This is a genomic window from Streptomyces sp. NBC_00354 (assembly GCF_036106915.1).
Lineage (GTDB): Bacteria > Actinomycetota > Actinomycetes > Streptomycetales > Streptomycetaceae > Streptomyces.
Window position 1 is genome coordinate 8,227,010 of record NZ_CP107983.1, and the last position, 21,625, is coordinate 8,248,634.

General features: G+C 70.4%; 22 protein-coding genes and 6 pseudogenes. 13 read left to right on the plus strand and 15 right to left on the minus strand.

Features of this window, described 5'->3' with window-relative positions; all coding sequences use genetic code 11:
* Positions 1 to 242: 242 nt before the first annotated feature.
* Both OHT74_RS37810 and OHT74_RS37815 read left to right on the plus strand, forming a co-directional pair.
* On the plus strand, positions 243 to 782 hold the full coding sequence (locus OHT74_RS37810) for a papain-like cysteine protease family protein (RefSeq protein ID WP_266671276.1): 540 nt from the start codon (positions 243 to 245) through the stop codon (positions 780 to 782).
* Positions 783 to 792: 10 nt separating this feature from the next.
* Positions 793 to 1,665 (plus strand): hypothetical protein, encoded by an 873-nt coding sequence (locus tag OHT74_RS37815; RefSeq protein ID WP_328622807.1) that lies wholly within the window; start codon positions 793 to 795, stop codon positions 1,663 to 1,665.
* A 771-nt stretch (positions 1,666 to 2,436) separates the two neighbouring features.
* On the opposite strand, the gene OHT74_RS37820 is transcribed toward OHT74_RS37815, so the two are convergent.
* On the minus strand, positions 2,437 to 2,697 hold the full coding sequence (locus tag OHT74_RS37820; RefSeq protein WP_328622808.1) for a hypothetical protein: 261 nt from the start codon (positions 2,695 to 2,697) through the stop codon (positions 2,437 to 2,439).
* On the minus strand, positions 2,697 to 2,930 hold the full coding sequence (locus OHT74_RS37825; protein WP_328622809.1) for a hypothetical protein: 234 nt from the start codon (positions 2,928 to 2,930) through the stop codon (positions 2,697 to 2,699). Before OHT74_RS37825 ends, OHT74_RS37820 begins: the two co-directional genes overlap by 1 nt.
* 678 nt (positions 2,931 to 3,608) lie before the next feature.
* On the opposite strand from OHT74_RS37825, the gene OHT74_RS37830 reads away from it, so the two are divergent.
* On the plus strand, positions 3,609 to 4,244 hold the full coding sequence (locus tag OHT74_RS37830) for a hypothetical protein (protein ID WP_266671285.1): 636 nt from the start codon (positions 3,609 to 3,611) through the stop codon (positions 4,242 to 4,244).
* A 136-nt stretch (positions 4,245 to 4,380) separates the two neighbouring features.
* Here the strand turns inward: OHT74_RS37830 and OHT74_RS37835 are convergent, their stop codons facing one another.
* Complete coding sequence (locus tag OHT74_RS37835) at positions 4,381 to 4,698, minus strand: hypothetical protein (protein WP_328622810.1); 318 nt, start codon at positions 4,696 to 4,698, stop codon at positions 4,381 to 4,383.
* A gap of 75 nt (positions 4,699 to 4,773) precedes the next feature.
* The gene (locus OHT74_RS37840) at positions 4,774 to 5,478 is read right to left on the minus strand and encodes a TetR/AcrR family transcriptional regulator C-terminal domain-containing protein (RefSeq protein ID WP_266671289.1); all 705 of its coding nucleotides are present in this window, start codon (positions 5,476 to 5,478) and stop codon (positions 4,774 to 4,776) included.
* Positions 5,479 to 5,564: 86 nt separating this feature from the next.
* Here OHT74_RS37840 and OHT74_RS37845 point away from each other — a divergent pair, with 86 nt between their 5' ends.
* The gene (locus OHT74_RS37845; protein WP_328622811.1) at positions 5,565 to 7,121 is read left to right on the plus strand and encodes an FAD-dependent monooxygenase; all 1,557 of its coding nucleotides are present in this window, start codon (positions 5,565 to 5,567) and stop codon (positions 7,119 to 7,121) included.
* An 820-nt stretch (positions 7,122 to 7,941) separates the two neighbouring features.
* Positions 7,942 to 8,337: a hypothetical protein gene (locus tag OHT74_RS37850; protein ID WP_328622812.1), complete on the plus strand. Its 396-nt coding sequence runs from the start codon at positions 7,942 to 7,944 to the stop codon at positions 8,335 to 8,337.
* 166 nt (positions 8,338 to 8,503) lie between these two features.
* Here OHT74_RS37850 and OHT74_RS42260 read toward each other — a convergent pair whose 3' ends face one another.
* Positions 8,504 to 9,007 carry a DUF3052 family protein gene (locus OHT74_RS42260; RefSeq protein WP_443047758.1) on the minus strand — a complete coding sequence of 168 codons (504 nt, stop codon included), beginning with the start codon at positions 9,005 to 9,007 and terminating at the stop codon, positions 8,504 to 8,506.
* Between the two features lie 59 nt (positions 9,008 to 9,066).
* Positions 9,067 to 9,345, minus strand: a pseudogene (locus tag OHT74_RS42265) (hypothetical protein); the annotation flags it as partial.
* A gap of 27 nt (positions 9,346 to 9,372) precedes the next feature.
* Between OHT74_RS42265 and OHT74_RS37860 the strand changes: the two are divergent.
* Positions 9,373 to 10,116, plus strand: a complete 744-nt coding sequence (locus OHT74_RS37860; protein WP_328622813.1) for a class I SAM-dependent methyltransferase — start codon at positions 9,373 to 9,375, stop codon at positions 10,114 to 10,116.
* 276 nt (positions 10,117 to 10,392) lie between these two features.
* Here the strand turns inward: OHT74_RS37860 and OHT74_RS37865 are convergent.
* The 4 genes and pseudogenes from OHT74_RS37865 to OHT74_RS37880 all read right to left on the minus strand — a co-directional run bounded on the left by OHT74_RS37865 (position 10,393) and on the right by OHT74_RS37880 (position 13,082).
* Positions 10,393 to 10,894 (minus strand): annotated as a pseudogene (locus OHT74_RS37865) (MarR family transcriptional regulator).
* 278 nt (positions 10,895 to 11,172) lie between these two features.
* Complete coding sequence (locus tag OHT74_RS37870; protein ID WP_328622814.1) at positions 11,173 to 11,613, minus strand: VOC family protein; 441 nt, start codon at positions 11,611 to 11,613, stop codon at positions 11,173 to 11,175.
* 128 nt (positions 11,614 to 11,741) lie between these two features.
* Complete coding sequence (locus OHT74_RS37875) at positions 11,742 to 11,894, minus strand: hypothetical protein (protein ID WP_328622815.1); 153 nt, start codon at positions 11,892 to 11,894, stop codon at positions 11,742 to 11,744.
* Positions 11,895 to 12,602: 708 nt separating this feature from the next.
* On the minus strand, positions 12,603 to 13,082 hold the full coding sequence (locus tag OHT74_RS37880; protein WP_267002488.1) for an SRPBCC family protein: 480 nt from the start codon (positions 13,080 to 13,082) through the stop codon (positions 12,603 to 12,605).
* A 57-nt stretch (positions 13,083 to 13,139) separates the two neighbouring features.
* Here OHT74_RS37880 and OHT74_RS37885 point away from each other — a divergent pair, with 57 nt between their 5' ends.
* Complete coding sequence (locus tag OHT74_RS37885; RefSeq protein WP_328622816.1) at positions 13,140 to 13,721, plus strand: TetR/AcrR family transcriptional regulator; 582 nt, start codon at positions 13,140 to 13,142, stop codon at positions 13,719 to 13,721.
* A 96-nt stretch (positions 13,722 to 13,817) separates the two neighbouring features.
* Positions 13,818 to 14,341, plus strand: a pseudogene (locus OHT74_RS37890) (IS5/IS1182 family transposase); the annotation flags it as partial.
* A gap of 62 nt (positions 14,342 to 14,403) precedes the next feature.
* Here the strand turns inward: OHT74_RS37890 and OHT74_RS37895 are convergent.
* Positions 14,404 to 14,553: pseudogene (locus tag OHT74_RS37895) on the minus strand (FAD-dependent oxidoreductase); the annotation flags it as partial.
* Positions 14,554 to 15,167: 614 nt separating this feature from the next.
* Positions 15,168 to 15,374, minus strand: coding sequence for a hypothetical protein (locus OHT74_RS37900; protein WP_328622818.1), 207 nt, complete (start codon positions 15,372 to 15,374; stop codon positions 15,168 to 15,170).
* 171 nt (positions 15,375 to 15,545) lie between these two features.
* Between OHT74_RS37900 and OHT74_RS37905 the strand changes: the two genes are divergently transcribed.
* From OHT74_RS37905 to OHT74_RS37915, 3 genes and pseudogenes are all read left to right on the plus strand, one after another.
* Positions 15,546 to 16,394 (plus strand): GNAT family N-acetyltransferase, encoded by an 849-nt coding sequence (locus OHT74_RS37905; protein ID WP_328622819.1) that lies wholly within the window; start codon positions 15,546 to 15,548, stop codon positions 16,392 to 16,394.
* A 35-nt stretch (positions 16,395 to 16,429) separates the two neighbouring features.
* Positions 16,430 to 16,834: pseudogene (locus OHT74_RS37910) on the plus strand (transposase family protein); the annotation flags it as partial.
* A 530-nt stretch (positions 16,835 to 17,364) separates the two neighbouring features.
* Complete coding sequence (locus tag OHT74_RS37915; protein WP_443047641.1) at positions 17,365 to 18,729, plus strand: chloride channel protein; 1,365 nt, start codon at positions 17,365 to 17,367, stop codon at positions 18,727 to 18,729.
* 7 nt (positions 18,730 to 18,736) lie between these two features.
* Here the strand turns inward: OHT74_RS37915 and OHT74_RS37920 are convergent, their stop codons facing one another.
* Complete coding sequence (locus OHT74_RS37920) at positions 18,737 to 19,252, minus strand: hypothetical protein (protein ID WP_328622821.1); 516 nt, start codon at positions 19,250 to 19,252, stop codon at positions 18,737 to 18,739.
* Here OHT74_RS37920 and OHT74_RS42270 point away from each other — a divergent pair.
* Positions 19,236 to 19,373, plus strand: a pseudogene (locus OHT74_RS42270) (LLM class flavin-dependent oxidoreductase); the annotation flags it as partial. The gene OHT74_RS37920 and the pseudogene OHT74_RS42270 sit on opposite strands and share 17 nt — an antisense overlap.
* 117 nt (positions 19,374 to 19,490) lie before the next feature.
* On the opposite strand, the gene OHT74_RS37925 reads toward OHT74_RS42270, so the two are convergent.
* Together OHT74_RS37925 and OHT74_RS37930 are read right to left on the minus strand one after the other, a co-directional pair.
* Positions 19,491 to 19,703, minus strand: coding sequence for a hypothetical protein (locus OHT74_RS37925; RefSeq protein WP_328622822.1), 213 nt, complete (start codon positions 19,701 to 19,703; stop codon positions 19,491 to 19,493).
* A 245-nt stretch (positions 19,704 to 19,948) separates the two neighbouring features.
* Positions 19,949 to 20,740, minus strand: coding sequence for an alpha/beta fold hydrolase (locus OHT74_RS37930; protein ID WP_328622823.1), 792 nt, complete (start codon positions 20,738 to 20,740; stop codon positions 19,949 to 19,951).
* A 147-nt stretch (positions 20,741 to 20,887) separates the two neighbouring features.
* On the opposite strand from OHT74_RS37930, the gene OHT74_RS37935 reads away from it, so the two are divergent.
* Positions 20,888 to 21,517, plus strand: coding sequence for a TetR/AcrR family transcriptional regulator (locus OHT74_RS37935; protein WP_328622824.1), 630 nt, complete (start codon positions 20,888 to 20,890; stop codon positions 21,515 to 21,517).
* Positions 21,518 to 21,625 lie beyond the last annotated feature (108 nt).

The following is a 21,625-nucleotide window of genomic DNA, read 5'->3' on the forward strand; positions in this document are numbered from 1 at the left end:
CGACCAAGCCACGTTCGGCAGCGCCCGACTTCACAACCTTGCATCACGGGATAACGACCGCCCCAAACGGAACAGCCTTTACTTACACGATTACACGACAAGTAATCAGTAGGGGTTGAATTAATGTAGATCTCCTATGCCTTCGACATTCTGCACTGTCATATTCGTGCCAGATTGCCCCGCTCATCTCGTTGCACCCATCTGGGGAAGGCAGGAACATGGGCAAATTCAGGTATGGAGCCGTGGCGTCGGCCATCGTGCTGGCCGCCTTGGGATCGCTCGCGGCCGCGGGAGGCACGGCTCACGCGGAAGCGGGTCAGGACACCATCACCATGCTGAAGCAGGAGAAGACCCAGTGGTGCTGGGTCGCCTCCGGGCTGACCATCGCCAAGTTCCAGGGCTTAGGCTCCACGCAGACGGACTTCTGCAACCGGGCCCAGCCCTACTACGGCTGCAACAACCAGCCCGCCACGCTCGACGACATGGCCAGGGGCTGGAGCAGCCTCGGCATGGCCCACACCGGCTCGGGTCTGAGCAGCGCGGCCACGTTCAACCAGGTGTACACCGACGTCAAGGCGGCCCGGCCGATCGGTGCGCGGATCGGGTGGACGTCCGGTGGCGGCCACATGAACGTGGTCTACGGCTTCGACACGTCGAACAACACGATCGCCGTGGCCGACCCGTGGCCGGACACCACCACGTACACGTGGTGGAACTACAACGACTACGTGAGCAACAGCTCGTCCAAGTGGACCCACTCCCGCATCGGTATCTCCCGCTAAGGCAGGCGACATGCGCGACAACAAGATGTCCAGCAAGCGGGCGGACTCTCGCTTCTCCCGCCTGTCCATCGTCATCGCACTGAGTGCATCCGCACTGCTGTCCGTCGTCGGTCCGGCCCATGCGGCCCCGGCCAAGGACCCTCTCCCGGCCGACATCCCCGACTATCAGGCCGCCCTCAACGCGGTGAAGTCCACTGACGTCCGCAACGCCGTCTGCCGGTTCCTGCTCACTCCGGTGCCCACCGGCGGCGCCGACGGGCCGGTGCAGACGATCCCCGAAACGGCCGAGCCGTGCCAAGGCCTCCCGGTCTTCACGATCAAGGACCCGGTGGCACGGAACGAGATCACCCCCGGGTTCGTCGCGGGCACCGCCAAGCCACTGCCCACCGAGGCGATCAAGCTGACGCAGCTGGTCTCTTCGCTGAGCGCCACCGTCAACGGCCGCAGCGCCACCGTCATGCTCGCCCCCACTCAGGGCGGCGGCTGGCACCTGGCAGCCATCCGCGACGGCGACAGCGACGCCACATACGCCAGCAAGGCCACCCTGGGCACGCTGGTCTTCACCGAGCCACAGATCCGCGGCTGGTACCAGCTCAAGCTCACCACCGTCGAGCCGCTCAACGACGAGGCCCGCCAAGGCCTGGGCGGCCAGGCTTCGGTGTCGCTCAGCGACTACCAGAAGCTGGTCAAGGCCCGCTACGCCGACAAGCTGCCCGGCTCGGAGTACGACACCAACGGCTACTCCAGCGGCTACAGCCCCCAGCGCAGTGCGGACGACGCCTCGTCCTCCACCCTGCTCCTTGCCAGCGGTTCCAGCGCGGCACTCGCCCTCGCGGGCGGGGCCGTCGTGCTCCGTCGGCGCCGGCGCGCAAGCACCCGCTGAGCCCAACCCGTACGCGCTCTCGCTCCGTCCCGGCAGCCAGCCGGGACGGAGCAAGAGCGCGTATGGCCGGACTGCCACTATGGTCCGGCCATGGCAGAGGGAGCTATGGGTTGTGCCCGTCCCAGCGCGCCCTGATCGCCTCTCAGGCCGTACGGACCACTGTCACTGCGATGCCCCGGGTCGCGTAGCTGTCAGAGAGGGGATCCGCCCCAGCTGCGCTGCGTCCTCCCGCGGGTCATCGACTGCATGGGCGCGCTGGGCGCGCCGTCCACCCACCCTGGCGGGAACACCTCAGCGGGCGAGGAAGTACTGCCCAGCGTCGTCGTAGACCACCAGCTTCCAGCCTGTGGCGTGCAGGATCGGCCGGAGGTTCGGTACGGCGAGCGGGTCGTCGGGGCTGAGTGGGCGGCCGTGGCGGGCCGCCCGCTCGGCGCGGCCCGCCGGGTGGAAGAGGAGAGGGTGCCGTCGGCCGCGCTGACGCGTGCCCGTTCGCGCAACGCGGGGCGCGGGTGGGGCAGGTGGTCGAGGAGTCCCGCCGCGAGGATGCCACGTATCGAGGCCCAGGGGAGAGGGAGTCGGGCGCAGTCCGCCAGGAGGAGCTGCCCGGAGTCGCCGCGGCCGATGCGGGCGGCCGAGGTGACATTCCGAAGGGCTTCCGCCGCCAGACGCCTTCCCTGCCGCCGTCACAGCGCAGCCGTTGCTCATGGACCAAGCCGGCAGCGTGCTGACAGGCTCAGGATGTCGCTTTCAGGGTGACCGTGGTCGTCCTGGTCAGGTTTCGATGTAGGCGACCACAACGACGGTGCGCAGGGCGGTGACGAAGTACAGGACGTGGACGTCCTCGATCTCGTCGGCGTACTGGCGCAGCTCGGGCCCGGTGCCGTCGGCGGGGATCGGATCGCCGATCTCGGGGTCGACGGAGATGGCGACCAGGGCGCGGTCCAGGGCGTGGATGGCGCGCTCGGTGGTGAGGTCTTCGAGCTGCTTGGCCGCGGAGTCGCTGAATGCGATCCGGGCGCGTCGTGGGGCCATCAGGCGAGGGCCGGGCGCTGGGCGGCGAGGCGGGCGAGATGGGCCTCGCGCAGTTCCTCCCAGGGCGTGCACTCCTCCACCGGGGGCAGGCCGTTGGTGGCGATGTCCTCGAGGACGGCGGCGAGCCGGTCGGCGTTCTCGCGGGTCTTGGCGGCGTAGGCGCGGACCGCGTCAGCGGCCGCGGGCTCCAGCTGCTGCCGCACGGTGCTGGCGGGGACCGGCTGTTCGCTCATCAGGTGCTCCTGGGCCGTCATTCGGCGTCTGGTGACCACGGTATCGCCGGGACGCGCCGCCGGACCCCGGTTGGGGTGAACCGGCCCCTGCGATGGTGGCGGCGACTCGGAACGGGGAGCCCTGGTCCGGCTCCTGACGGGGCAGCGGGGGAGCATCCTTGCCCTCCCATGTGGCCTCCAAGTGCTTGCGCCGGCCCTGGGGCGGAGGCCAGGGGACACCCCACTGGGCGAGCTGCTTCTTTGTCCAGCCGCCGTGAGGAGTCTGCACGGCGGCTACCTCATCAGGTGACGGCACATGATTGATCACGAGGTGATGATGCCCTCGCACGCTCACGTTGACGCAGTTCCGCTGGTCGGCCGGGACGCCCGTGCCTGGGGTGCGCAATGCGGTGACGAAGTACAGGGGGGCGGAGGTCCGTCGGTCTCGGAGACTGGCCGTACGAGCCGAAGGCGGCGCAGCAGCGGACCCCGGAGAGCAAGCACGCTCCGGTCCGCTGATGCGCAGTGGACCGCGTTCTACGACCACATCGCCGCCCATGGAGTGCTCAGCCGCACCCTCCGGCCCGCCGTGACGGCTCATGCCGCGCTCGTCGCCGAAGCGGTGCGAGTGACGGAGCCGAGACCGCCGCTCGACGGTTGGTGCCGTGACTGTCAGAGCCGGCGTCTAGCCTTCCGGTCATGGGACTTCATATTTCGGTTGGCATGCTCCAGAACATGGCCGGCGTCGAGGAGCACGAGGCGCTCGTACGCTGGCAGGAGCGATTCGACCTTCTCAGCCGGGCCTTGGCCGATGAGGGAATCGTCTGGCAGGAGCCGGCGTTGGACGAGCCGTCACGTCTGCGCTTCACAAGTTTCCCCACCAGCCACCTGCACCACCTGCGCCGCGTCTTCGTGCTGGCGGCCCGGGGCGAGACCGTCACGCCCGCATCGGCCACCAGCGCCGAGCAGTACGAACGCGACGAGGACAAGGTCTTCGACGAGTCGACGATGATGAGCTCCCACCTGCTGTGCCACTCGGACAGTGCGGGCTTCTACGTGCCGGTCGACTTCGACGATCCCCTCTTCCTGCCGGCGGAGCAGGTAGAGGGCGGCGGTATGGTCGGTTCCAGTCAGCAGCTGCTCACCGAACTGTGCGGCTTCGCTCCCGCCATCGGAGTCCGGCTCGACCGGGACCGGCACCTCTCCGACGAGGAGAGCGCCCGCCTGGACACCGCGTCCGACGACCTCTTCCACATGGAGAGGTTCGCCTGGCACCAGCTGTACCAGGTGTGCCGCACGAGCATCACCACCGGTCGCGCCGTCGTGTTCCACTGACCGGACCGGGGACCGGCGCGGTGGTTGATGCTGCGGTTCCAGTCCCTGCCCGGTGTGGATGTCCTCCTGGCAGCGACGGCGGATCGCCAGGGTCTTGCGCCGTCGTTCGGCCATGACCTCGAGTTTCGAGGGAGGGTCAGGACAGCCAGTACATGCTCTCCCCGTGTTCATCGAGCCCTGCGATCTCGAACTCGTCCCGGGTCCCGTGTGCGCTGACACCGATTTCACGGAGTGCCTGGCTGGCAAGGGTGCCTGCGGTGGGGACCGTTTCGCTCTTCAGTAGGTGGAGCGGCCCCAGCACCATCTTCCCGTCCCGCCAGACGGCGGTCATCGGCATCAGTGCAAGTCCCAGACGAACGCCGATACCACGAGTGCGATCACGGCTGTCCAGGACGAGCTTCCAGATGGCGGGGCCCGGGGGTGGTTGCAGGCCTGCGCTGTAGGCCGGTCCCATCGAACAATCCTGGCCGAGGACCAGGTCCGCCTCGTCCTCCACCCGAGACCGTGAACCGCTACGCGTACTGACCGCTCATCGACCCAGCCGGGCCGCGAGCCCGTCGAGCACGCAGTCCAGGCCGAACGCGAACTCGACGTCGGGGTCGGGTTCCTCGGCTTCGAGGACGCGGCGGGCGAGCATCGGGTGTTCGCCCGCCGCGAGGACCTCTCTGATGTAGGGGCCGACGCTGCGCTGCCACTCCTCTTCGCTGAGCCCGGTGCGCTGCTCCGCGCGCCGAAGGGCCTGCTGGGCGGCGACCGAACCCAGCACGTACGCGTGCACGGCGCCGAGCGCCTGCGAGGCCAGGGTGATGTCGGGCGTGAGTGCGACGGCGGCGCGCAGCGCGGACTCATACCGCCGCAACGAGTTGGGGCCGAGCGCGGGCCTCCCCGCCAGTTCACCCGCCAACCAAGGGTGCCGCAGCATCGTCGCACGCAACGCGTGCGCTACCGCCCCCAGACCGGCACGCCAGTCCTCGGTGGACCCGGGCAGCGGATCCTCGCCCTGCGCCGCATCGACCATCAGGTCCACCAGCTCGTCGCGGTTGGTGATGTACCGGTAGAGCGAGGCGGTCCCGGAACCGAGGTCACCCGCGACGCGCCGCATCGACACTGCCGCCAATCCCTCCGCGTCCGCGACGGCCAGCGCGGCGGCCACGTACTGGTCCACCCCGGGCGCGCGTCGACGTGGCTCGGGGCGCGGCCGGGTCCACACCGACGAGGGAACGGGTTCGGTCATCGGGGCGGTTCCTTTCCTCGTTGACCCGCATCCTATCTTCTGGCTACGGTGTATCCATGACGGAGACGATGTGTCCAGAAGTGCCTGTGCCTGTGCTCGTGGTCGGAGGCGGCAGCGTCGGCTTGCTCACCGCGGCGCTGCTCACCCACCACGGCGTTCCTGCGGTGCTCGTCGAACGCCGGTCCGGGCCGTCGGTGCACCCACGTGCCACCGGCATCGGACCGCGCACCGTCGAGGTCCTCCGCGAACTCGGGCTCGACACCGCCGTCGACGCCGCCGCGGTCGACCTCCGGGGCGCCGCGGGCAAGGCGGTGGCTCGGACCGTCGTCGAGATGGGCGCGGGCCACGTCGTGACCGTGCCCATGCCGACCCCGTCCGCCGACGAGCTGGACGTGACGCCGTTCAGACTGCGCGGCGTCTGCGCCCAGGACCGGCTCGACGCCGTCGTGGCAGCCGACCTGGCACGCCGCGGAGCGGACCTGCGCTGGTCGACCCGCCTGGTCGGCATCGCGCAGGACGCCGACGGGGTCGACGTCGAACTGGAGGGACCCGAGGGCCGCTACTCGCTTCGGTGCACGCGCGCAGTCGCCGCCGACGGCACGCACAGCACCGTGCGGGCCGCGCTCGGCGTGGGCACCTCCGGGCCGGGCGACCTGGGCAAGTCGATGATCAACATCCTGTTCCGCGCCGACCTCCGACCGCACCTGCGGGGAATGTCCTTCGCCACCTGCACGATCACCACGCCGGACGCGCCCGGCCTGCTGGTCACCGTGGACGGCGAGACGAACTGGGTCTTCCACGTCTCCTGCGACGTCGACGGCGGCGAACGCCCCGAGGACTTCACGCACGAGCGCTGCGCCACGGCCGTCCGGCTGGCGGTCGGCGATCCCGACCTCGACGTCGAGGTGCGCAGCGTGCTCCCGTGGCGGCCCCGGAGCGCAGCGGCCGAAAGCTTCGCCGTCGGCCGCGTGTTCCTCGTGGGCGACGCCGCGCACACCGTGTCGCCCCTGGGCGCGTTCGGCCTCAACACCGGGGTCGCCGACGCGCACAACCTGGCGTGGAAACTGGCCGCCGTCCACCACGGCGAGGCCGGTGCCGGGCTGCTCGACACCTACGCGCACGAACGTGAACCGGTCGCCGCGGCGACGCTGGACCAGGCGATGCGCAGGCTCGCCGACCCGGAGCTGCACTGGGGACGCGGACCCGAGGCCGACGCCGCCAGAGCGGCGGCGGGGGTGTGGGCGGCGCCGGTCGTGCACCTCGGCCAAAGGTACGACTCGGCCGCCGTTGTCGACCCCCGGCCCGAACTCCCGTCCACAGTGGACCTGGTGCTGGACGGGTCGCCGGGTTCACGGGTGCCCCACGCGTGGATCGACGGGGTTTCCACGCTCGACCTGGTGGCGTCCCGGTGGACCCTGCTGGTGGGCGTCGCCGGCGAGCGCTGGCTCACCGCCGCGGCGAACGTCGGACTTCCCGCGCACCGCGTCGCGGCCCCGTGGCTCCCCGACGAAGGGGCGCTGCTCGTCCGTCCGGACGGGATCGTCGCGATGCGCACCACGGCGTCGGCGACGGATCCGGCGCGGTTCCTCACCGAGGTCTTGGACCAGGTGCTGGCCAGGCCGGTCCCGGTGCCGAGCACCTGAACGGAGGCGCCTCGACGGCGGCGCCCCCTTCGCGGCCAGAGCTTGGGCGTGCTGACGTGGAAGTCCGAGAAGTGCGCGTGCACTTTCTTCCTCGGACCCAAGTTCGTCCAGGCGTGTGTCGGAAGCGGGTCTTTCACGTCAGCTCAACTGGCGAGGTGCCGCCGGACGAAAGGCGCCGTTCCTAGGACGAATGCTGTGAAGGTGACCAGTCGTTGGAGGCCGGGCTGGGCGGCGAGGTCGGTCGTCATGACGGCGCAAGCGAGGTCTGTCCCTCTGCGCTTGCCGCTGATCAGAAGCGCAGCCGCGAGCAGGTCGAGGAGCGCCAGCGAGGACCGGTAAAAGGTGAGCCACATCGGAGCCCATCGATAAGCCTGAAGGCCGTGGTGAGGAAGGTCGGCGCCATGCACGACGGCGCCAATGGGGAACAGGCCGACCGCGACCGTGGAGCTCGATGCGCTGGATCGTTGGCGGTGCTGGGCGATGTGAGGCTGGTGGCGTGGTTTCGGTCGGGGTCGGGTGGCTTGTGGGTGATGCTGTCCTGGCCGGCCGGTCTGCGGGTGCCGCCTCGGTGGAGTCGGTGGGGGTGGTCCGACACTCGGTGCGGTTCGCGCTCGCGTGTGCGCCCGCGCAATGATCATGTTGGGCTTCGGCGCCATCCCTCTGGGGGGTTTGCCCATGAGTCCGGTGGAGTCGCTGCATATGCCCCCTAGGCTACTTGGAGTAGTCGCTCGGCTACTCCAAGTAGGAGGAGATTGATATGCGTCGCAAGTCCGTAGGCTGACTGGCGGTCCTTGCCTCGACAGCTCTGATGCTGGTCGGTGTGGTGAGCGCCGGCGAGGCCCAGGCGTCCAGTGGGCCCATCACATACTCGATCGAGTTCTCCAACCCCCGGGAGAGCGGCGACAACGACCTGCCCGAGCCCTATGGCGAAGTCGTCATGAGGACACCGTGGGGCCAGCAGACCGCCCTGTGGGAGCACCCGGACCGGGACATCAACACCCCCACCGTGCCCCGCTATCCGCTGTTCGGCGGCGCCGAACACAGGTTCGTTCCCCACCCGGTCGCCGAGGTGTGCGCCTTCGTAGGGCAAGACGACACCGGCATCAACGATGACGACGTCCTCGCTGACGGCTGCGTGCCCTACACGGGCCCCGGCGAGTACACCATCAGCGATGAAGGCGGCTCCGTGACCATCACCGTGTACCACTTCGGCTGATCCCGCAGCTCACCGACGCCCCTGTTGTCCCGGGAGGTTACCCCGGGACATCAAATCGGCTGAAGTCCATCGCGCCACCGCGCAGCAGCGCGTTCCGTGGTTGGTGAGATGTTGTTGAGCGCGGCCAGAGCACGGATTTGCGAAGGCTTGACAAGGGCGGCTTTGTTCACGACTTCCGGCAGCGATTGTTCAGTTCGTCGGGCGGCGGTCTTTCGTGAGCGGAGTCGTTGTTCATGAGAACGGGCAGCGTCCTGTTGAGGTGGTGGCAGCCGGTTCTCGGGATCGAACATTGCTGGCTGCCGTGCACCAGCGCAACCGCCATCGCGGGCCTGTTCCGCGATGGCGGTTGCGCCGTGCTTAGTTCAGCCGGGTGGTGGCGTAGGCCTCGAGAACATCGCGCTGGTACGCGGCCAGACCCGGGGCGAGATAACGGCGCGGTGTTCTGGTGCGTCGGGTGCGGCTCCCGTGCCTGCGGAGCATCCAAAGCGTGAGGTGCGCTACTTCCGGTTGCTGCGAGCGGCCTTGGGGGAGATGAGTCGCGTGGGCGGACCACCTGGGGGGCGACGCCGATGGTGGTGGTCGTGGCGAGGCCGGCGGTGACAGAGGCCTCGGCGACGTCGCTGGGCTCGAGGGATCCCTCCTGCCCGGTCTTCGGGGTGAGAAGCCAGATGTGCCCGCTGTCGCAGAGGGAGCCGAGCCGAGGGCGTCGACCAGCGTGTCGGCCAGGTCGCCGTCACTGTCGCGGAACCACAGGGGCACGAGGTCTGCGCGGTTGCCTCCGCCTCGGTTTCGGCGGGTCCAGGGTCCCGGGCCGACCCTCAGGTGCCGTTGCGGCCCCGGCGTGGACGAGACGCTGGACCCGCTGGAAACCGTCGCCTGTGCGGGAGCCCGGGACGATGTCGGAATTTTTGTGGTTTCCGCTAAGCCTGACGGACTGCCAGGTTGGGAGAGACTGCCAGCCAGAGGCCGATGCCCGCCCCGATCGCGGGCGGCTGGGGCCGCTGACATGGTGAAACACACGGGGAGGACGGCACGATGAGTGCGCAGCAGCAGTACGACGAGATCGGTGAGGCGTACGAGGGGTTCAAGGCTCTGCCTCTGGAGCAGTACGCGGTGGTGCCCGGTTTCCTGGCCCTGGTCGGGGACGTGAGCGGCAAGTCGGTCCTCGACCTGGCTTCCGGCACCGGCTTCTACAGCCGGGAGTTCAAGCGACGCGGCGCCACGGACGTGCTCGGAATCGACATCTCCGGCGAGATGGTCGCCGTGGCGCAGAAGCTGGAGGAGCACGACCCGCTGGGCGTGCGCTACGAGGTCGGCGACGTGTCCGCGCTGCGGACCTTCGAGCAGCCCTTCGACGTGGGCCTGGCGGTCCAGCTGCTCAACTACGCACCGGACATCGCCACCACTGAGCTGATGTGCCGCAACATCCACCAGAGCCTGAAGCCCGGCGCCGAGCTGTTCTTGCTCAACCAGTCGCCCGACTTCCGCTTCGACGGGCCGTCCCCGGACAAGTACGGCTTCCGCAGCGAGCTCACCGGCGAGGAGGTCGAGACCGGACCGCAGGTCCGCACCACGGCGCTGCTCGACCCGTCCGTTTCGTTCGTCGCCAACCGTCCGCGCCGCGCGGTCTACGAGGACTGCCTGAAGGCTGCCGGATTCGGTGAGCTGACCTGGGTCCCGGTGGAGGTGTCCGAGGCCGGCGTACGCGAGTTCGGCGCGGACCACTGGGCGGACCTCTACGCCAACCCCCCGCTGGAAATGCTGCGCTGCCGCGCCTGACGACCCACCGGACATCACGGCGACCCGACCTCCGATGCGCCCGCAGCGGGGCCGGGTCGCCGGCTCCGGTACGGGCCCGGAACTGGCTAGAGCTGTGACCGGAAGGGTTTGCCAGGTCGCGGGGTCCGGTGCGGTGCATCGCAAGGGGGAGGGCCGCCGCTCGTGGTCCGACCGCGGGTGGGCAAGGCGCGCCGGCTCTTGTCTGCGACCGAGTCCGCTGAGCCGGTCGATCGGCTCACTGAGTCGGCGAGGCGGCCTCCAGCACGGTAGCGGTGATCACCCCTCCTGGGCGTCCCGATCTCCCTCGGCGTTGGCGCTCATCGTGCGCAGTACCTTGAGTGCGGCCGCGTACTCCTCGTCGCTGATGCCTTTGTGGACCTGGGCACGTAGCTCCGTGACCAGTCCGCGGAGCCGGACCCTGGCGGCCTCGCCGGCATCGGTGAGGTGCAGGCTCTGCCCGGCGTCGGTCCGGAGCCAGCCGCGGTGGAGCAACTGGTAGAAGACCCGGGGGATCTCGTGCTGCCCGTCCGCGAGGGGGGGTCAGCTGGGCGGTGACCTCTCCACGGCTCGGCGCCGTGGGCCCGCCGTTTACTCGGTTGAGTACCAAGTACTGCGGCTGGGTGACATCGATCCTGGCCATGGCGTCTCGCAGATGGCGGGTCACGGCCTCGTGGGCGAGCCCGCTTCAGTAGCCGATGGGCTGGGTGGCCAGCATGTCCTGTGTGGCGGCCGGATCGGCCGGTGCCTGGTCGGTGATGCTGCCGGTCAACGGTTTCATGATCACGAAGCTACATCCCCGTCATGCACGTGAACACTGTCGAATGCTGGATCGCCAACTCAAGTGCTGGCGCGGCCTGGCTTTGGGCGCGTTTTTCTTCGTTGTGCACATGGCGATGTGCGACCTGTTCCAGGTGGAGGCGATCGGTACGTTGCGCGGGGTTCCGTCCTTGGCGACGTAGGCCGGGCGGGTCACGTCACGGGCCGGCAGCTCCTGGCTGATCGGGCGGTTTGGAACCGCGGTGATCTCGTTCGGCTGCGTGGTTCGGTTTCTCCTTCTCAGCGCAGTTGCTCGGCCAGTCCGATGATGATGCCCTCCGGGCCGCGGAGGTAGCAGAGCAGATGGCTGTCCTCGAACCGGGCGATCTCGCCGACGAGTTCGGCGCCGTGAGGGCGCAGTCGGGCGACGGTGTCCTCGATGTCGTCGACGGCGAACATGACGCGGTGCGTGCCCAGAATGTTGTGCGGCCGGTTGCGCGGCCCGGCGCTGATCACCGCGGGGCTGCGGTACTTCGCCAGCTCGAGCCGACTGTGACCGTCCGGGGTCCGGACCATCGCGATGTCACAGCGGACGCCGTCGAGTCCGGTGCACTGGTCGGCGACGAGGCCCTCGACCTCCGCCCTGCCCTCAAGCTCCATACCGAGTTCCACGAAGAACGCGATGGCGGCATCCAAGTCCTCGACGACGATGCCGACGTTGTCCATCCGCTGAATCGCCATGCTGGTTTCTCCTTCTTCCTCGTGCGGCCGGTGGCGGTCGGCGATGTCCCTGGGACGGAGCCGGTGGCACGTTCTCGACATCCTCCCACCGCCGAACTCCGAAAAATCTGGATCGCGCCTCAGCACCGCTACAGCAGACCCGCGAGCCAGGTGCCACCACCGAGGGTGAGTGCGGCGCAGGTGGCCGCTCCCATGAAGATGATCAGCCGCAGTGTGCCGTCCCCGCCCAATGCTTCCTCGACGATACGCAGCGTGCGCGCTTGAGCATTGCGCCTCCCCAATCAATTCACGGTGCCGGGTCACCCTTGGCGGGTGGAGTTCCCCGTGCCGCTCGCCCTCGCCGCACCCGTCCGGGCCCCGCCGCGCGGCCCGGGCGCGAGCTGGGGGCCGCGCTGACCCCCGGCGGGCCCGAGCATCCGCAGGAACGGGAAGTCGACGTTCCGGCAGGTCACTCGCAAGATGGACCGAGCCCGCCGCCCGGCCCTGTCCCGCCAGGCACCGCGCTATCGCGCGGCCCGTACCCGGTCGGTGCGGCGGGCGAACTCGGCATCGTGCGGCGTCGCTCGTAAACACTCTCGGGCCAGATCCCGGCGGCGAGGCGGCCTGGCACAGCGCGACACCGGTGCGCAGGGCCGCGAAGAACGCCTCCCATTCCCAGGGGCGCATGCCGTCCGAGCCCGTCGCCGTGGCGATCCGGGCCTGTAGGTGTTCGGTGTCGTCGGGGCCGCCGATGCCAGACGCGCGCCGGATCTGTTAGCCCAGGACCTCGCTGAGGAGGGCTTCGAGGCGGCGGACCCTGAGCGGCGAGGCGAGTGGTGCGGGCGTCTGCGGCCGCCAGGTCAGCTTCGAGCGAGGCCCGGCTGACGGCCAGCCCGCGGCCGCCGGGGATGGTGGGCGGCTTGGCCGTAGTCGGCGGGGTATGCGCGGCCGATCTCGCAGCAGCGGGTCGTGTCTCTCGGACCTTGCCGGGAGCGCGGGTCCGGGGCCCGTCAGCGTTCCTTGGGGGCGATGGCCATGAGCAGCCGGACATACGGGGACCAGCGGGCGCGCCGGGCCGGGTGCTCGGCACGGTCGAGGCTGTCCTCCAGCAGTGCGTCGTGCAGCCAGCGGTAGGCCAGCGGCCAGCTCAGCCGGGCGATTCCGGTGACCCGCATGGACAGGGTGTGCCGCAGCACCGTGCGCTCGTCGTCGACCGGCAGCACGGCGTACTCGTGAAAGCCGTGGAAGCCGCGAGGACCGCTGAAGGTGAACCGGACCCAGGTTCCCGGGACGTACGCGGCGACCGTGTAGCGGACCGGGCCGTGTCCGCCTTTCGCGCCCGCGGACAGCGGGCGGTCGAACTCCATGGGAGACCAGGTCCGGTGGGGCCAGAGCTGGTCGGCCGGCCCGTCGGAGAGGGAGTCGAGGAGGGCGCCGGCCTCGGCCGCGTTCATCGGCAGCAGGCGTTCGTGGACGTTGTGGACGGGCATGGAGCTCCTTCAATTGGAGAGCAACCTCTAATTGAATTGGAGAGTACTCTCTGATTCATGCCGAGACCACCCCGCTTCGACGCCGACGAGCTCCTCGATGCCGCCGTCCTCCTCGCGGCCACTGGCGGCCCGGCCGCAGTCACCATGTCCGCCGTCGCCCAGGCCGTCGGAGCGCCCAGCGGATCCGTCTACCACCGTTTCCCGGGGCGCCCTGCGCTCCTCGCCGAGGTGTGGCTGCGTACCGTCGAGGACTTCCAGGAGGGCTACCTTGCCGCCCTCGACGGCGACCCCGACCCCCGCAGGGCCGCCCGCGCCGGCGCCCGACACGTCGTGGCCTGGAGCCGGGCCCACCCGCGGGAGGCGGCGCTGCTCCTGTACGGCGCCGAGGAGTTCGGCCGGGCCGTCTGGTCCGAGGAGCACCGGGAACGCGCGGATCGAGGCAACGAGCGGGTGTTCGCCCGCCTCGGCAGGCTCGGCGCGGCCTTCGGCCTGACCGGGCCCGAGGGCCGGGACCGGATCGCCCTGGCCCTGATCGACCTGCCGCTCGGGGTGGTCCGCCGCCCCCTGCGGGCAGGCCACCCGCTGCCCCCACACGCCGAGGACCTCGCCGAGGAGTCTGCGGCCGCCCTGCTCGGCTGAACGGCGTTGCAGAAAGCTCGGTTCGGGGCATTTGCCTGTACGGGTGGGGTGTTGCGGGCTGAGCCGGTGTGGGTGGAGAGGCTCACGGGTCTGTCGATGCGGCGTTCGCCAAGCTGCTGGGGTGGCGCCGGAGCGGGGCGGGAACAAGCCCGGTGGTGGCCGGGTACTACCGCACGAACCTCGCGATGCGGCAGCTCGCCCCGCTCTTCGGGATCTCCCCGGTCACCGTCTGCCGGGCCGGCCGGAGCCTTGGCCTGCTCCTGTCCGAGGGCCCGGCCCCGAAGCCGGTGGCGGGCACCGACCGGTTGTGGATCGTGGACGGCACCCGCGTCCCGGTCTGCGACCGGAGGGTCACAGCCTCCTCCCGGAACTACCGGATCTCGGTAAACGGGCAGGCCAACATCGTCTCCGACACCCGCCTGGTGATCGCCTCGGCCCGGCCGACGCCGGGAAAGAAGGCCGACGCCCACGCCTGGCGCGAGCCGGACCTGCCCGCCACGGCCGCCGGGACGACGGTGATCTGGGACGGTGCCTACCTGGGCAACGGGCTGATCGTCCCCCGCCGCAGAAGGGTTGGACGTCCCCTCCTGCGCGCTCAGGGAGAGGGTATCGCCGAACACTGACACGTCCGTGCCCGAGTCGAGCAAGTGCCTGGTGGTGCGTTGGCGGGGCGTGAATCGGATCAGTTCAACTGTGGTGGGGCCCAGGCGTGGTGGCGAAGGATCATGCGCGTTGCGGCGCGGGAGGGTGTCAGTCGCATCGCCGTGTTCCGCAGGGCGACGGCCAGTGGGTGGGAGAGCTGCTGGCCCATCCTCCCGGTCCGGCGGGGGGCGATCGGGTCGTTGCGCCCCTTGACCTTGAGCCGCACGTAGCCGCCGTCTGCTGAGGAGAGCGCGCCGCACGTGGCCGCGCCGCGATGATCGACACGCAGCGCGGCCGTCGGCTGCGTGGTCTTGCTCGGCGCCTGCAGGGCGGCGCAGATACCGCCCAGGATGAGCGCCAGCGCCAGCGGCAGCGCGACCGCGACCGTACGCCGGGCGATGCTGAGCCGACGCGCGGCGGTGGCGGCCAGGGAAATCCTGTACGCCGCCACGGAACCGTAGTTGACTTGCACGTCGTGGAATGACTGTTTGCCCGCTCTCGTTCCGGCCTGCGCGCCAAGGGCCTGCCACAGCCCGGCGACCGCGATCAGCAACCCGCCGAACGTGAGGCTCGCGACGAGCCGGCGCCATGGCCAGGCGAGGTCGACGGTGATGTCGCGACCTTTGACCGCCACGCCCGCGGTGACGGCGGTGATGAAGACAGCCAGGCCGTTTCGCCAGGTCTCGGCGCTGGCGCGGATCGCTGGCAGCGCGTCGTTGCCCAGGTTCGCGAAGGCATCGCGCTCAGCGAGGTCGCTGGGAGTGGGTGCCCGCTGCGGGCGTCGCGGACGGTAGGGCGGCCGTGTCACGAGGTGGCCTCGGGTTCGGCTTCGAGCTCGAGCCGGAAGCTCGCACCGCAGCCGATCACGTTCTCGGGCGCGCCGTCGTGCGGGGTGTCGCAGCTGCAGGTGACGTCGGTGACCGCTACGGCGGGCGGAACAGCGGTGGTGGGTTGCTGACCACCACGGGCGCCGGGGACCTCGCCAGGTCGCGCAGATCCGTGTTCTGCCACTCAAGCTGCGCCCGGCCATCTCTGCCAGGTGGACGGTGAGACAGCGCGTCAATGGCCATTGTCACCTCGCGCGGTAGCTCGGTCCGTGCTTGATCGTCTGCGCGGAGGCTGGTTGGTCCCGAGCCGTAATGAGGTGGCGGTGCTTGGCGACCTGGTGTTTAGTTGCCCGGCGTGACTTCTGTGGATCTTGATGATCGCCCTGAGCGGGCATTGCTGGACCGACTTGATTGGTACTACGACGCCGTGCCGCGTCACGGTGCCCGAGTCGAGGACTTCGGGCCGCTGACTCTGTTCGTGCGGGAAGGCCAAGGCTGGCCGTTCTACGCACGTCCGGCTCGGGGATGGTCCGGTGCGGTGAGTGCCGCCGCTGTGGCTAGGGTCCGCGCCCGGCAGCGTGAACTCGGGATCCCGGAGAGTTTCGAGTGGATCGCCGAAACCACGCCCGCGCTGCGGGCCGCGATCGAGGACTCGGGGCTTGTGGTTCACGAGCACCCCTTGATGGTGCTTGACCCGGGCGCGCCGGTTCCCGCTGCGGACGAGTTGTCCGGCGGATCATCGGTGCGGACCATGGGTCCGGATGATCCGGCGCTGGCAAGCGCGCTGGCCGTGCCGCATCTTGCTTTCGCGGAGCCCGGAACCGGTGTTGGTTTGACGGGAGTCACCGAGCTGGCGGATGCCGTGCGTGCCCGAGCAGGTGACGGGTCGGTGGAACGCTTGGTGGAGCGGATCGGGGCGGGTCGGACTTCGGTTGCAGCAGCGGTGGAAGGTGGGACCGCGCTGTGCGCGGGCCAGCACCAGCCAGTCGGATCGGTCAGCGAGATCGTCGGTGTCGGGACGCTGCCTACCGCACGCCGTCGTGGTCTTGGCCTCGCGGTCACCGCGGCCCTGGTGGCCGACGCCCGATCGCGGGGAGTGGAGACCGTCTTCATGTCGGCAAGCGACGATGACGTCGCCCGGATCTACGCCCGACTCGGCTTCCGACGTGTCGCCACTGCACTGACCGCCGAGCCTGCCAAGTAGCGAATCGGCCCTCCAGAGACGCGGTCAGCCGTGCTGTGACAACGGCCGCACGGGTTGCGGAGGTTGTGACCCCGTACCCAGCCCGCGCGGCTGGCGCCGGACCGAACCACCGCCCTGGTCTTCACCGACCGGGTGCTGGTCACCCGGCTGTATTGCGGCTCCAGTTGCCGCACGCGGCCCTGGCCGCCCTCTACCGGGTCAGCCGCCCCACCATTACCCGGGCGGTGCACGAGATCCGGCCGCTGTCGGCCCGGCGCGGCTTCGCGGTCCCCGACCGGCCCGGCGTGCGCCTGCGTACCTTGGCGGACGTCTTCGCCTACGCCGACACGGAAGGGGTGGACCTGCGCATCGACGGCACCGAGGTGCAGGTGCGTCGCCTGCTGGCCGGCCGCCCCGGCCGCCAGCACGACCAGACCGCAATGCGCACCGAGGGCATCGCCCGTGATGGACCCCTCCGCTGTTTGCAACCTGCAATCTCCACCGGGGACCTCGCTGGAACCGTGAATCGTCCGACACCCCGACGATGTCTGCCCGCTCCCAGGCGTACCGGGCAGCCTGGGCACGGTCCCGCTGGCGGTCCTCGGAGAGGTGCGGGTATTGGGGAGCGGTTCCGGGCGGGATCGGGAGGCTGCGGGCGACGCTGGCCTGGCCGGCCGGCCGGGCTGCGGGGCGCCGCGGTCGGGGGAGCGGGCGCGGTCGGGGTAGTCCGGCACTGATGCGGATCCCGAATTTGGCCGAGCAGGCCGACACTGTCGACTGCGACCTGCCCGACGGCACCGTCGTTTCGGTTGGCGCGGCCCGGCACCGTGTCCCGGAGATGCTGTTCATCGACGCCCGGCTCCTCTCCGCCTGTTTCGCTGGCTCAGGTCGCCGGTGAGCCAGCGTGGTGCGGATGGTGTGACGTGGTATCAACTCTGCGTGGCGGCAGTGGACTGCTGCGTTTTCGACGGATGTCGCTGCCGGGGAGTTGATGCGCATGTCGGCCAAGGGTTCCGTCGGAGCGGCGGGGGCGACGTCGCCTGATCCCTTCGCCCAGGTCAGGAGTCGCGGTTATGTCCGTCTTCTGGTTGTGGCTGCGGTGCTCGGAGTGCCGATCTCCGCTGGTGCGTACGGTTTCCTCGCGCTGGTCGATGGGCTCCAGTCCTGGACCTACGCCGACCTGCCCAAAGCGCTGGGCTTCCAGGGGACCCCGCCCTGGTGGCCCCTGCCGCTTCTCGCCGTGGCGGGCCTGCTGGTGGGGTTGACCATCCGTTGTCTCCCCGGGACGGGCGGCCACAAGCCGGCCGAGGGGCTGTCGGTGTCGGGCGCGCCGAGGCCGGTTGAGCTTCCCGGGGTCCTCCTTGCGGCTGTGGCCACGCTGGGTCTTGGCGCGGTGCTCGGACCTGAGGGGCCGCTCATCATGCTCGGAAGTGGTGTGGCGGTCTGGTTGGTCCGACTGTTCAAGCCGGCCGTGCCGCCGCCGGTCGAGGCGATGGTCGGCGCCGCGGGGAGCTTCGCCGCGGTGAGCACCCTACTGGGGTCGCCCATCACGGGGGCGTTCCTCCTCATGGAGGTGTCGGGGATCGGCGGGCCGATGCTCGGGATCGTGCTGGTGCCGGGCCTGCTCGCCGCCGGTATCGGTTCGCTCGTCTTCGTCGGCCTGGACAACTGGACCGGTCTTGGCACGTACTCCCTTGCCCTCCAGGACGTGCCGCAGGCCAATTCGCCCACCGTGGCCGAGTTCGGCTGGGCGCTGGTCATCGGACTCGCGGCGGCCTTCGTGGGCACGGGCATCCGACAGTCCGCCCTGCTGCTGCAGTCGCGAGTCGAGCGGCACCTGGTCCCGGCCACCGTGCTGATGGGCCTGGCGGTCGCGGGGCTCGCCATCGCCTACGCCGAAGGCTCGGGGAAAGCCGCGACCGAGGTGCTGTACTCGGGGCAGGCCGCTTTGGGGCCGCTGCTCGCGAACAGCGCCGGCTACACGGTCGGCACCTCGATGCTGCTCGTCGCCTGCAAAGGGCTGGCCTACACTGCCTCGCTGGGCGCCTTCCGAGGGGGCCCGATCTTCCCGGCGATGTTTCTGGGGGCGGCGGGCGGGATCGCTCTTTCGCACCTTCCGGGCCTGCAGCTGACCTCCGCGTTCGCGATGGGCATCGGCGCCATGTCGGTTGCCATGCTCAGGCTGCCGTTGACCTCGGTGCTGCTGGCCACCCTGTTGCTGGGGGCGCAGGGCCTGACCGTGATGCCGCTGGTGATCGTCGCGGTCGTGGTCGCCTATGTCGTGACGCTCAGGCTCAGCCCGGCTCCGGCCGGCGGGTCCGGGGCCGGCGCAGGGAAAGACTCCGCGCCGGCATGACGAGCCGTCAGGCGGGCGCCCATCTGCCGGCGTACTCGCGCGTACGTGCAGAGGAAGGCCGCCGGGCGGCGTACAGGGCCGCCGCCGCACCGCCCGCGCCCGCCGCCAGGGCGGCGGTCGTCGAGAGGGCCGGGTGCTGCGAGAGCCAGAGCTGCGGGGCACGGCCGTGGGAACGGGCGTCGAAGGAACCGTGGGCGCCGAAGTCGTGGCCGCCGGCGTCGTCGAGGGGGCGCCTGAGATGGTGCGGCCGGTGCGGCTTTTTGGGCTCCTCGGCCTGCTGGGATTCGTACCCGGTGCGGGCGAGGTAGTAGCGGTCCAGCAGCGCGGCGGCGATCCGGTTGGCCCAGATGGTGGCCATGGTGCTGGCGCCGACGTAGTACTGCTTGCGTTTCGGGTGGTCCGCCGCGTAGAGGACCGCCCGCCCGGCGACTTCGGGATGGTAGGGCTTCGCCTCCTTCGACCGCCTCAGCTGCGGCCGCGCCGAGAGCGTCGCCGGCCGCAGCGCCTTCCTCGAAGCCTTCACCCTCTTCGGCATCGACCCCGCCGACTACGACGATGTCTTCGTCCAGAAGTTCGACCTGCTGCTCGCGATCCGCGCAAGCGGGCACGTCACCTGGTCCGGCCGCCACCGCCCCGCCCTGCACGACCTCCCCGTCCGCCGCGCCCGCAGCAGAACGAGCTGCCCCTGTGGCTCGGCGTCGGCGGCACCCCCGCCGGCGCGGAGCGCGTCGGCCGCCTCGGCCTGCCCATGGTCCTGGGCCTCATCGGCGGCGACGTGCGCAGCGTCCGACCCCTCGTCGAGCGTCCGGTGTGAGCCGGCTGCTCCGGTGCAGCCGCACCCCGTAGCGGACCCCCGGAGCACGGGCAGCCGGCACGGAGTGCAGCGTGTGCGGGATCCGGGCGGCGGTCAGGTCGGTGCCGGTCCACTCGCGGGCGAAATCGACCGTGCGCGCCGCGACGAGCAGCCAGTCCACGCCGCGTAGCGCCGGGAGACGGCGAGACCGACGGCGGGCTGGCCCGGTGACGAGGCCATCGGCAGGCCCCAGCCGGGCACGGCCGGTGCGCGTGCCCGGCCAGATCCTCGGCCTGGGGCGGCTCCCAGCCCGCGTGGCAGCTGTCGATGACGCCGAGCGCGCCGTCGATGCCGGGGTGGTCCACCATGACCGGCCCCCAGGGGACCACGGCCGGTCGGCCGGGGCCGCTGGGCAACGCGGCCCCCTCACCGGGTCGGCTGCCCGGAGAGGAAGTCGGTGATGATCTTCAGCCATTCCGCGGGCTGCTCCGCGAAGGGCAGGTGCCCGGTGGGGAGTTCGGCGGTGAGGGCACCGGGGATGGCGTCGGCCACCTGGCGCTGGAGGGCGGCGGGGATGAGGGAATCGGCGGTGGTCACGACGACCAGGGTCGGCGCGGTGATGGTCGCGAGGTCGTTGCGTACGTCCGCGCGACGGACCAGGTCGACGTGGGCGCCGGTGCCCGGGGGTATGGAGGGGGCGATCTGGTCGGCGACGGATTGAACCTGAGCGGGGGTGAAGGAGTTCAGGCCGGGGGCGCTGAACGCCAGCAGCGTCACGTACCGGGCGAGCAGGGTGTGCTGTCCGGACGTGAAGAGCTCGTGCCAGATGGATGCGGCCAGGTCGGTGCGGGTGTCCACCTGGGCGAACGTGGCGCTCAGGACGAGGGCGGTAACCCTTTCCGGGTGGCGGGCGGCCACGCGAAGTGCGACCGGGCCGCCCAGGGAGTATCCCGAGACGGCGAAGGTGTCGAGGCCTTCGGCGTCCGCCGCCGCGACCAACTGGTCCGCCAGCTCGTCGAGATCCAGGGGGCCTTGTGTGGTGGGGGTCTTGCCGGCGCCCGGGTAGTCGATCCCGACGACGGTGTACTGCGCGGCGAGCCCGTCCATGATCGGCCCGTAGTTGGCCTCGATGCCGCCGCCCGCGCCGTGGGCGAGGAGGAGGCCGGGGCCGGAGCCGCGGGTGGTGCGCGAGTACGGGGCGAGGGGCGCAGAGGTCATGGCTGGTTCCTTGGGTCGGCGGTGAACGCATGCATGGGTGCGGCTCGGCCGCGGATCCCAGCTTTAGCGATCGATAAAGCTGGGGATCGGGGAGACCGTAGCAGAGTGTCTTTAGCGGTCGCTACAGGTTGTGGGTAGACTGGGCGTGTGACGGCGAGCGGCGAAGAAGGGCGGGAGGCCCGTGGGACGCGATCCCGCCGCGCCTTCGACCGGGACAAGGCCCTGGCCGTGGCGCTGGAGGAGTTCTGGACCCACGGTTACGAGACGACGTCCATTGCCTCGCTCACCAAGGCGATGGGGATCAACCCGCCCAGCCTGTACGCGGCCTTCGGTGACAAACGGCGGCTGTTCGGCGAGGTGGTGGAGCTGTATCAGCGCACCTACGGGACGTTCCCGCCGTCGCCAGAGGACCGGGACGCCCGCTCGGTGATCCAGGCGGTGCTGATGTACGTGGCGGCGGACTACACAGACCCGCGTCATCCGCCGGGCTGTCTGATCATCACGGCGGCGACCAATTGCACACCCGGATCACAAGACGTGCAGGCGGACCTCCGGGCCATCAGGGAGGCCACGAAGGCGTCCATCGCGGGCCTGGTCCGCGCGGACGTCGAAGCCGGGATCCTGCCCCGCGAAACGGACGCGGAGGGCCTCGCCACCTTCTATGCCTCGGTCATCCAGGGCATGAACCAGCAGGCGTGCGACGGGGAGTCCCGCGAGGCGCTGGAGAAGGTCGCGAAGGCTGCCATGCGGGCCTGGCCCGACGCCGACGGCTCCTGACACCGCGGGGGCGACCCCGATCCGGTCATCGCGCAGAGTCCGGCCTGCCGGATTGCATGACCGAATGCGCAGGTGGCGTACACGGGGGGAGGGGGTGGTCCGGTCAGT